The 8,996-nt window shown below is 70.1% G+C and carries 9 protein-coding genes; 1 reads left to right on the top strand and 8 read right to left on the bottom strand.

All coding sequences use genetic code 11. The features are described 5' to 3' along the window. Positions 1-160 precede the first annotated feature (160 nt). The 8 genes from ACFV4K_RS32330 to glsA all read right to left on the bottom strand — a co-directional run bounded on the left by ACFV4K_RS32330 (position 161) and on the right by glsA (position 6,842). Positions 161-904: a glucose 1-dehydrogenase gene (locus tag ACFV4K_RS32330; RefSeq protein WP_379280045.1), complete on the bottom strand. Its 744-nt coding sequence runs from the start codon at positions 902-904 to the stop codon at positions 161-163. 71 nt (positions 905-975) lie between these two features. Next, the gene (locus tag ACFV4K_RS32325) at positions 976-2,175 is read right to left on the bottom strand and encodes an NADH:flavin oxidoreductase (RefSeq protein ID WP_379280044.1); all 1,200 of its coding nucleotides are present in this window, start codon (positions 2,173-2,175) and stop codon (positions 976-978) included. Beyond that, positions 2,172-2,747 carry a TetR/AcrR family transcriptional regulator gene (locus ACFV4K_RS32320; RefSeq protein ID WP_379280042.1) on the bottom strand — a complete coding sequence of 192 codons (576 nt, stop codon included), beginning with the start codon at positions 2,745-2,747 and terminating at the stop codon, positions 2,172-2,174. Before ACFV4K_RS32320 ends, ACFV4K_RS32325 begins: the two co-directional genes overlap by 4 nt. A 77-nt stretch (positions 2,748-2,824) precedes the next feature. After that, positions 2,825-3,172, bottom strand: coding sequence for a hypothetical protein (locus ACFV4K_RS32315; RefSeq protein WP_379280041.1), 348 nt, complete (start codon positions 3,170-3,172; stop codon positions 2,825-2,827). A gap of 23 nt (positions 3,173-3,195) precedes the next feature. Further along, the gene (locus ACFV4K_RS32310; RefSeq protein ID WP_379280040.1) at positions 3,196-4,569 is read right to left on the bottom strand and encodes a hypothetical protein; all 1,374 of its coding nucleotides are present in this window, start codon (positions 4,567-4,569) and stop codon (positions 3,196-3,198) included. A 60-nt stretch (positions 4,570-4,629) separates the two neighbouring features. Further along, positions 4,630-4,812 carry a hypothetical protein gene (locus tag ACFV4K_RS32305; protein WP_357283124.1) on the bottom strand — a complete coding sequence of 61 codons (183 nt, stop codon included), beginning with the start codon at positions 4,810-4,812 and terminating at the stop codon, positions 4,630-4,632. Positions 4,813-4,828: 16 nt separating this feature from the next. After that, on the bottom strand, positions 4,829-5,248 hold the full coding sequence (locus ACFV4K_RS32300; protein ID WP_379280039.1) for a DUF1707 domain-containing protein: 420 nt from the start codon (positions 5,246-5,248) through the stop codon (positions 4,829-4,831). Positions 5,249-5,540: 292 nt separating this feature from the next. Further along, on the bottom strand, positions 5,541-6,842 hold the full coding sequence (gene glsA, locus ACFV4K_RS32295; protein WP_379280037.1) for a glutaminase A: 1,302 nt from the start codon (positions 6,840-6,842) through the stop codon (positions 5,541-5,543). A gap of 145 nt (positions 6,843-6,987) precedes the next feature. On the opposite strand from glsA, the gene dxs reads away from it, so the two are divergent. Continuing rightward, the gene (dxs, locus tag ACFV4K_RS32290; RefSeq protein ID WP_379280035.1) at positions 6,988-8,946 is read left to right on the top strand and encodes a 1-deoxy-D-xylulose-5-phosphate synthase; all 1,959 of its coding nucleotides are present in this window, start codon (positions 6,988-6,990) and stop codon (positions 8,944-8,946) included. Positions 8,947-8,996 lie beyond the last annotated feature (50 nt).

The following is an 8,996-nucleotide window of genomic DNA, read 5'->3' as shown; positions in this document are numbered from 1 at the left end:
ACCGGCTTCAATTGGCCGCGCCCCGACCACTTCCGGATCGTGACGCTGCCGCACGCCGATGAGCTCGAAGCGATCATCGAGCGCATCGGCCGCTTCCTGGCGACCTACCAGCAGTAGCGATCCACCGAGTGGCACATCGCAGCATGTGCCACTCGGTGGATCAGACGGGCCGGCCGGCCGTCATGCCGCCGTCGACGACGAATTCGGCGGCATTGCAGTAGCTGGATTCCTGGCTGGCCAGGAAGACGACCACATCGGTGACTTCCTGGGGCGTGCCGAGCCGGGCCAGGGGATTGGCCGCGCGATCGGCGGTGGTGCCCTCGGGCACCCCGATCATCGGGGTCAGGATCCCGCCCGGGTGCACGGAATTCACCCGAACCCCGTGCGGGGCGAGCTCGATCGCCGCGGACTTGGTCAGCCCGCGCACCCCGAACTTGGAAGCGGTGTAGGCGTGCGCGCCCGGCACGCCCTGGATCCCGGCGGCGGAGGAAATGTTCACCACCGACGCGGGCCGCGCCGCCACCAGGGCGTCACGGGCGGCGGTCAGGCCCAGGAACGGGCCCGTCAGATTGATGGAAAGCGCGCGCTGCCACTGTTCTTCGGTGTATTCGCCGAGCGGTCCGAAGTCGAGGATGCCGGCGTTGTTGACCAGCACGTTCAGCTTGCCGAACCGTTCGACGGCCGTGTCCACCGCGACCCGCCAGTCGGCGGCGCTGGTCACGTCGAGATGGACGAACGCCGCCGCGTCACCGAGTTCGGCGGCCAGCTTCGTCCCCGCCTCGTCGGAGATGTCGCCGATGAGCACCGAGGCGCCCTCGGCCACGAACGCGCGCGCGTGCGACGCGCCCATGCCCGATGCGCCGCCACTGATCAGGGCTACCCGCCCGTCGAGCCGTCCGCTCATGCCGTGTCCATTCGAGCCTGTGCGGAGCCCTCCATGGGTACGCTCGGCTGCAGCCTCCGGGCTCGACCCGCTCATGCTCGTTGCCTTCCGTCGAAATCGATGATGGTCCGCTCCGGCCGGAACACGCAGCGGGTGGAGGTGTAGATGGTGGGCATGCACTTGTTGCAGTGCACGCAGGCCGACTGGGTGCCCGCCTCGGATTGGATGCGCCGCAACAGGTCCGGTTCGCGCAGCAGCGCCCGGCCCATGGCGACGAACTCGAAGCCCTCGGCGCGGGCCAGGTTCATGGTGTCCAGATTGGTGATGCCGCCCAGCAGGATCAGCGGCAGGGACAGTTCCCGGCGGAACTGGCGGGCCCGCTCCAGCAGGTACGCCTCCTGATACGGGTACTCCTTGAGGAAGGCGCGCCCGACCACCTTGAAACCGAGCCGCGCCGGACCGGGCAGGACCTCGGCGAATTCCTTGCGCGGCGCGTCGCCGTGGAACAGCAGCATCGGGTTGAGCAGGGAACTGCCCGCGGTCAGTTCGAGCGCGTCGAGCGCGCCGTCGGCCTCGAGCCAGGTGGCCACCTGCACGCTCTCGGGGATGGTGAGCCCGCCGCGACGGCCGTCCTCCATATTGAGTTTGGCGGTCACCGCGAGCCGGTCGCCGACGGCTTCTCGGACGGCGCAGGCGATTTCGCGGGCCAGCCGGGCCCGATTGACCAGCGGCCCGCCCCAGCGGTCGCCGCGCCGGTTGAGCAGCGGGCTCAGGAACGAGCTGACCAGGTAGTTGCGGCCGAAATGGATTTCGACGGCGTCGAATCCAGCTTGCTCGGCCAGCAGCGCGGCCTGCGCGTGGGCTGTGATCAGTTCGCGGATCTCGGCGTCGCCGGGCACCTTCATGGCCTTCATGCTCAGCGGGCTGAACAGCGGGCTCGGCGCGAGCGCGGGCGCTCGGTTGGAGGCGGCGTTGGCGACCGGTCCGGCATGCCCGATCTGGGCACTGGCGGCCGCGCCCTCGGCGTGCACGGCGTCGGTCAACTCCCGCAGTCCGGCAACGGCTTCGGGTCGCATCCAGATCTGGTGGCGGTCGGTGCGCCCGCCCGGCGCGACCGCGCAGTAGGCGACCGTGGTCATGCCGACCCCGCCCGCGGCGACCTCGCGATGGAAGTCGATGAGTTCGGGGGTGACCAGCGCCTCGGGGGTGCGGCCCTCGAAGGTGGCGGCCTTGATCACCCTGTTGCGCAAGGTGATCGGGCCGAGTTTCGCCGGTGCGAAGATGTCGTTCATGGTTGTTCTCCCGATGCGGTGAGTCCGGCCACCACGAAGGTGCGCAGGGCCGTGAGCGCCGATTCCGGCATGCCGTGATCCTCGATCTCGGGTGCGCCGAATCGCATGATGATCAGGTCGAAGGCCAGCATCCAGCGCTGCGCGGCCTGGCCCCGGGACAGTTCCGGCAGCAGCGGCGCCCAGGAGTCCATCTGGAACCACGGCCCACGCCAGGTGGTCAGATGCCGTCCCAGGACGAAGCGGGCCAGCAGCCGTAAGTGCAAGCGCCCCAGCGGATCTTCGGCCAGGGTGACGAACGGCGCGAGGATGGCGTCCACCACCGCGGGCACCGAATCACGCCCGCCCCGCGCCCCGGACAGGCCCTCGGCCCACAGCGGCCCGAGCCGACCCTCGATGAGCGCGCCGACCAGCGCCTCCTTGGACCCGAAGTGGTAGTGCACGGCCGCCGGATTGGCCCCGGCCGCCGCGCACACCGCCCGCACCGAGACCTCGTCGTACGGCTCGGTCAGCAGCAGTTGCTCCGCGGCGGCGATCAGCCGTTCCCGCGTTCCCGCGGACACCTTCTCGACCATGCCAAGCAGTGAAACACGGTTCCATCAGTATTTCAATCAGTGATTGAAATACTGATGGAAAGGATCCCGGTGAGCGGCTACTCGCTCTGCGCCCACGCGGCGACGGGCAGCGTCAGATAGACGCCGATCGTGGCGTCGACGAACTTCTCGATATCGGCCAGCAGCCGGTCACAGCGTTCCTGCCGGTTGTCGGCGCGGCTCGCGAAGTACTTCGACCGGATCTCGATGACCACGTCCAGCCCGGACCGGTCGAACTTGCCCAATGGCCGGAAACGGATCTCCACGTCCCCGGGCTGCAGATCCCCGTCATAAGGCTCCTCGGGGCATTCGACCGCCTGGGACACCAGGTGCGGCAGCCATTTGCCCAGTTCCCGCAGGACCGTCTCCGGCAGTTCGGCCTTGTGGGTCACCTCGACGAGGGGCATCGCCTCAGTCTATGGATCGAGATTCAGCGGGCGTCGAGGATGCGCCGGACCGGGGGGCAGGAGGTGCGGACGCTGGCGATGATCTGCTTGGCGTGGTCGGCGGCGAGCTCGCCGGTGGTGCCGCGGTCGGCGAGGATGGCCAGCACCAGCAGGGCGTTCTTGGGGCCGGTGAAGGCGAAGGTGTAGATCGAGTAGGTGGTCGTGGTGCAGCCGGCCGGGTCGGGCTTCCAGCTGCCGGAGGTCTCCACCTGCTGGCCGGCGATGCCGCTCTTGGTGGTCACCGCGGTGGACGCGCCCGCTGCGCCGCCGGACTTGTCCATATAGCCGCCCTGGGCGGAGATCTTCGCGATCTTGACCGCGGCCGCGGCCGGATCGCTGCCGTCGGCGCGGGTGACGTAGGCGAGCGACCGGTACGCCGAGCCGGGGCAGTAGCCGCCGCCCTCGGTGGCCTTGCCGTGCCCGATGAACGTGCCGTCGATCCCGGTCTGCGGCACGGTGTCGGCCGGATCGCCCACGGTCCAGCCGCTCGGCACGTCGTAGCTGACGCCGTAGGCCGGCACGACCACCGTCCCCGCGCCCGGCTTGGGCGCACCGGACTTGGACGGCCCGGTCGACGGTCCTCCGGGGCGGTTGGTGGGAGCCGGGCCCGGGGTGATACTGGGCGCGGCGGTGGTGGAGCTCGACGAGTCCCGGGTCAGCGCGTACGCCGCGATCCCGCCGCCGACGACCACGATCACGGCCACGACGGCGGCCAGCACGATCCAGGTCCGATTGCCTCCGCCGCCCGGCATGGGCTGCGGCTGGCCGTACCCCGGAACGGGCTGCTGGCCAAGGTAATTCGGTGCCGACTCCTGACCTGGGTACGCACCGGACGGGTAGCCGGGAACGGGCTGGCCTGGGTAGATCGCCGTCGGATCCTGCCCCGGGTATCCCGGAATCGGCTGCTGCCCGGGGTAGACCGCAGTCGGTTCGTAGCCGGGCTGGTTCGGGACCGGTGCTTGCCCGGGGTAGACCGCAGTCGGTTCGTAGCCGGGCTGGTTCGGGACCGGTGCTTGCCCGGGGTAGACCGCAGTCGGTTCGTACCCAGGATGATTCGGGACCGGTGTGTGGCCGGGGTGCACTGCCGTGGGCTCGTAGCCGGGCTGGTTGGGCACGGGGTTCTGGCCGGGGTACACGGCGGTCGGTTCGTAGCCGGGGTGATTCGGGACGGGCGCTTGCCCAGGGTGGACGGCCGGGTCGTAGCCCGGGTGGACCATGGTCGGGTCCGGCGTTATCGGCTGGTGCCCAGGGTAATTCGTGGTCGGCTGCTCGCCCCAGACGCGGTTCGGGTCCTGCGGGGCGGGCGCGGGCGTCGCCGGGCTGTCGGGGTTGCGCCACTGATCATGGTTGTCCGTCACGGTGTTTCGCCCCTCGTCCCCGGCTCGTCGCCTGTCGGGGCCAACCCTAGCGGCTGGGTATCAGGCGTGCTCGGCGGGCGCGTCCGGGTCGGCCGGCGGCGCGGGCGGGGTCGCGGGGGACACGCGGATGACTCCCGCGTCCAGGTCGAGGCTCACCCGCGGCTGGTGCAGCTGGCCGCCGCCGTCCTCGCTGCCGTCGTCCTCGAGCTTCTTGCCGGGGAACAGTTCACCGAATACACCCACGGATCCACCATAGCCGTCAGCCGCGGTGGTAGCGCGGACCGTGATAGCCGTAGCCGCGCCGGCCCCGCGCGAACACGAAGAACAGCACCGGGAACAGGAAGAACGGGAAGATATGGGTGACGAACACGAGCACGAGCGCGAGCACCACCAGCGCCCCCGCCCCGACCGGCACGAGCGGCAGCGCGCGGCGCGGAGCGGGCGGCGCGGCCTGGACCTGCGGTACCGGAGGTTGCGGCCGGGGTAGGTCGCCGAACAGTACGGCCAGCTCGCCCGCGGTCTTGGCCGCGTACGCGCGTCCCACCCGATCGTCGTATTCGTCGAGGTCGAGGCGGCCGGCCGCGAAATGCTCACCCAGCGCCGCGGCGGCCTGCTCGCGTTCCGCGGTGCCGACGCGCACGGTGGGCGGTCCGTAGACCGCGGGATCGAAATCGGTCATGACATCCGCCTCGTGGGAGGGAAGGAATTTCGTTGTCCGCCAGCGTAGGCGCGTTCCCGGCGGCGCGCCTGCACGCGGTGGCGTAATCCCGCCTACGCCCGCCGACGTATGCGGCGCGCCGGTCGAGGGGGATCACGGACAGTGCGGCCCCGATGATCGGCCGCGCGAGCGGTGGCGGTCGCGCCGTCCCGCGAGCGGTGGCGGTCGCATCGTCGAAGCCAATTCCGGGTGTCGCACACGGTCCGGTGCCCGAGCCCTCGAACCGGCGGGTGTCGACGGAGTGCGTCGGTGGTCAGACCCCGCCGTGGGCCGCGACGGCGCGCACGGCGGCGTCGGCCTGGGCGTACGCGGCGACCGCCAGTCGTTCCAGCAGCGCGAGTTTGATCTGCGGGGCCTGGCTGGTGAGCTCGTCGAAGCGGGCGGGCGGCAGCACCGCCAGCCGGACGGTGGTCTCGGCGTACACGTCGTTGGCGTAGCGCATGTCCGCCAGCATGGAGGTCTCGCCGAACGACATGCCCGGGGTGAGGGTGATCAGCCGGTGCCGGCGGTCGTCGCGGTCGGTGAAGGTGAACCGGACCCGTCCGTCGAGGATCAGGAACAGTCCGCAGCGCGGGCTGTCGCGCGGCACGATGAGTTCGCCGCGCGCGACGGTGCGGGTCTCGAATTCCTTCGCCAGCCGCTCCCGATCGTCGGCGGGCATGTCGGCGAGCGCGGGATGCTCGTCGACGCTGCTGCCGTGCGCGTCCAATCGCGGTGAGTACACCGCGATTCCGATCTGTCCGGGCAGCACCGCCAGGATGCCGCCGCCCACACCGCTTTTGGCGGGCAGCCCGACGGTGGTCACCCAGTCCCCGGCCGCGTCGTACATACCGCAGGTGGTCATGACCGAGAGCACCTGTTGGACGAGCGCTCCGGTCAGTGCCCGTTCGCGAGTCAACGGATTGACGCCGTTGTTGGCGAGGGTGGCGGCCATGACGGCCAGATCGCGGCAGGTGACGTCGATCGAGCACTGCCGGAAGTAGCGGTCGACCGCTTCGTCCGGATCGACGTCGATGATGCCGGCCCCGCGCAGCAGATACCCGATGGCGCGGTTCCGGTACCCGGTGCGCGCCTCGGAGGCGTACACGTCCTCGTTCATGGTGAGTTCGCGCCCGGCGAATCGGCTGTAACTGCGCCGGATTCGGGCGAATCGGTCGGCGGCGTCGGTCCCCTCGACGAGTCCGGCCGCCGCGATGGCCCCGGCGTTGATCATCGGATTGCGCGGCCGCTGGGTCTGCGGATCGAGGCTGATCTCGTTGAACGGCTCGCCGGTCGGCTCCACGTCGATACGTCGCGCCACCTCGGCCAACCCCTGGTCGGCGAGCGCGAGCGCGTAGGTGAAGGGCTTGGAGATCGATTGAATCGTGAAGGCGGCGTCCAGATCTCCGCTGCCGTAGATGCGCCCGTCCGCGGTTGCCAGGCAGATGCCGAACGAATCGGGTTGCACGGCGGCGAGTTCGGGAATGTAGTCGGCGAGCGTTCCCGACGTGTCGGCGCGACAGAGCTCGTACAGTTCGTCGATGATGCGGGCCACGACGCCGCCGGAGGGGACCACAGGCCCAGCGTAACGGGCGTAATCTGTGTTGAGCCTCACATCTGTTACGGATGTCGCAGGTGGTGTTTCGTTCCTGGCATCGGGGGCCGGAAAGGGCTCCGTAGACTGTTGCAAACACAGGAGACATCCGGAGGGAGCAATAGCCGTGGGAGTGCTTTCCCGGGTCGACATGCCCGAGGATCTGCGCCGGCTGTCGGTACCGGAGTTGCAGGAGCTGGCCGAGGAGATTCGCGAGTTCCTGGTGCGCAAGGTCGCCGTCACCGGCGGGCACCTCGGGCCGAACCTCGGCGTCGTGGAGCTGACCATCGCGTTGCACCGGGTCTTCGACTCGCCTGCCGACCCGATCATCTTCGACACCGGACATCAGGCCTACGTGCACAAGATCCTCACCGGCCGCAAGGACGGGTTCGACACGCTGCGCAAGGAAGGCGGGCTCTCCGGTTATCCGTGCCGCGCCGAGAGCGCCCACGACTGGGTGGAGTCCTCGCACGCGTCGGCCTCGCTGTCCTACGCGGACGGGCTGGCCAAGGCGTTCGCGCTGACCCGGCAGAAGCGGCACGTGGTCGCGGTGGTCGGTGACGGCGCGCTCACCGGCGGCATGTGCTGGGAGGCGTTGAACAATATCGCCGCCGGGCAGGACCGCTCGGTGATCGTGGTAGTCAACGACAACGGCCGTTCCTACGCGCCGACCATCGGCGGCCTGGCCGAGCGGCTCGCGGGGCTGCGCACCCAGCCCGCCTACGAGCACGCGCTCGACGCCACCAAGCGGATCGTGCAGAGCATTCCGCGCGTGGGGGATTCGGCCTACTCGATGCTGCACGCCATCAAGACCGGCATCAAGGACGCGGTCGCGCCGCAGGAGCTGTTCAGCGATCTCGGCGTGAAGTACGTGGGCCCGGTCGACGGGCACGATCAGGTCCAGCTGGAGGCGGCGCTGCGTCGCGCCAAGGACTTCGGTGGTCCGGTCATCGTGCACGCGGTGACGCAGAAGGGCCGCGGGTACAAACCGGCCGAGGATCACGAGGCCGATCAGATGCACGCCATCAACCGGATCGATCCGGAGACCGGTGTGCCGGTGGGCGGCCCGTCCGCGCCGAGCTGGACCTCGGTGTTCTCCGCGGAGCTGATCGCGCAGGCCGAGCAGCGGGACGACATCGTGGCGATCACCGCCGCCATGCCCGGACCGACCGGTTTGACCCCGTTCGGAAACCGCTTCCCGGACCGCATGTTCGACGTCGGCATCGCCGAACAACACGCCATCACCTCCGCGGCCGGCATGGCCCTGGGTGGTCTGCACCCGGTGGTGGCCATCTACTCCACCTTCCTCAACCGCGCCTTCGACCAGCTGCTCATGGATGTGGCGCTGCTCGAGCTCCCGGTGACGCTGGTGCTCGACCGCGCCGGCATCACCGGTGACGACGGCGCCTCGCACAACGGCATGTGGGATCTGTCGGTGCTCGGCATCGTGCCCGGCATCCGGGTCGCGGCGCCGCGTGACGCGGTGCGCCTGCGCGAGGAGCTGGGGGAGGCCCTGCGCATCAGCGACGGGCCCACCGCGATCCGTTTCCCCAAGGGCGTTGCCGTCGAGGAGATCGAGGCGGTCGAACGTTTCGACGACGTCGACGTGCTGCGTCTGCCCGAGACGGGTGACGTCGCGTACTCGGTGCACGCGGATGTGCTGCTGGTGGCGGTCGGCGCGTTCGCCGGGCTCGCCCTGGAGGTCGCGGATCTGCTGGCGGCCGAGGGCGTTTCGGTGACCGTGGTCGACCCGCGCTGGGTGCTGCCGGTCTCGGACACGCTGGTGAAGCTGGCCGGCAATCACCGGCTCGTGGTCACCCTGGAGGATTCGGGTCTGCACGGCGGTATCGGCTCGACGGTGTCCGCGCGGCTGCGCGGCGCGGGTGTGGACGTGCCCGCCCGCGATCTCGGTGTGCCGCAGCAGTTCCTGGATCATTCCGCGCGCGGCAAGATCCACCAGGATCTGGGCCTGGTGCCCGGTGAGGTGGCGCAGCGCGTGCACGGCTGGCTCGGTGCGGTCGCGACCGGCGACCTCGCGACCTCCGGTGATGATCTCGCCGAGGCACTGCTGCCCGCCGCCGACTGACGAGGCGGGCCGCGGCCGGGTGACCGGCTCGCAGCACACGGACCCGCGAT

It is taken from the genome of Nocardia sp. NPDC059764, assembly GCF_042732555.1.
Taxonomy (GTDB): Bacteria; Actinomycetota; Actinomycetes; order Mycobacteriales; family Mycobacteriaceae; genus Nocardia.
This window is presented reverse-complemented; position numbering and strand designations above follow the sequence as displayed.

Coding starts and splice junctions, on each gene's coding strand:
- ACFV4K_RS32330 (WP_379280045.1), bottom strand. CDS start 904: ATGAGCGGACGGCTCGACGGGCGGGTAGCCCTGATCAGTGGCGGCGCA.
- ACFV4K_RS32325 (WP_379280044.1), bottom strand. CDS start 2,175: ATGAACGACATCTTCGCACCGGCGAAACTCGGCCCGATCACCTTGCGC.
- ACFV4K_RS32320 (WP_379280042.1), bottom strand. CDS start 2,747: ATGGTCGAGAAGGTGTCCGCGGGAACGCGGGAACGGCTGATCGCCGCC.
- ACFV4K_RS32315 (WP_379280041.1), bottom strand. CDS start 3,172: ATGCCCCTCGTCGAGGTGACCCACAAGGCCGAACTGCCGGAGACGGTC.
- ACFV4K_RS32300 (WP_379280039.1), bottom strand. CDS start 5,248: ATGACCGATTTCGATCCCGCGGTCTACGGACCGCCCACCGTGCGCGTC.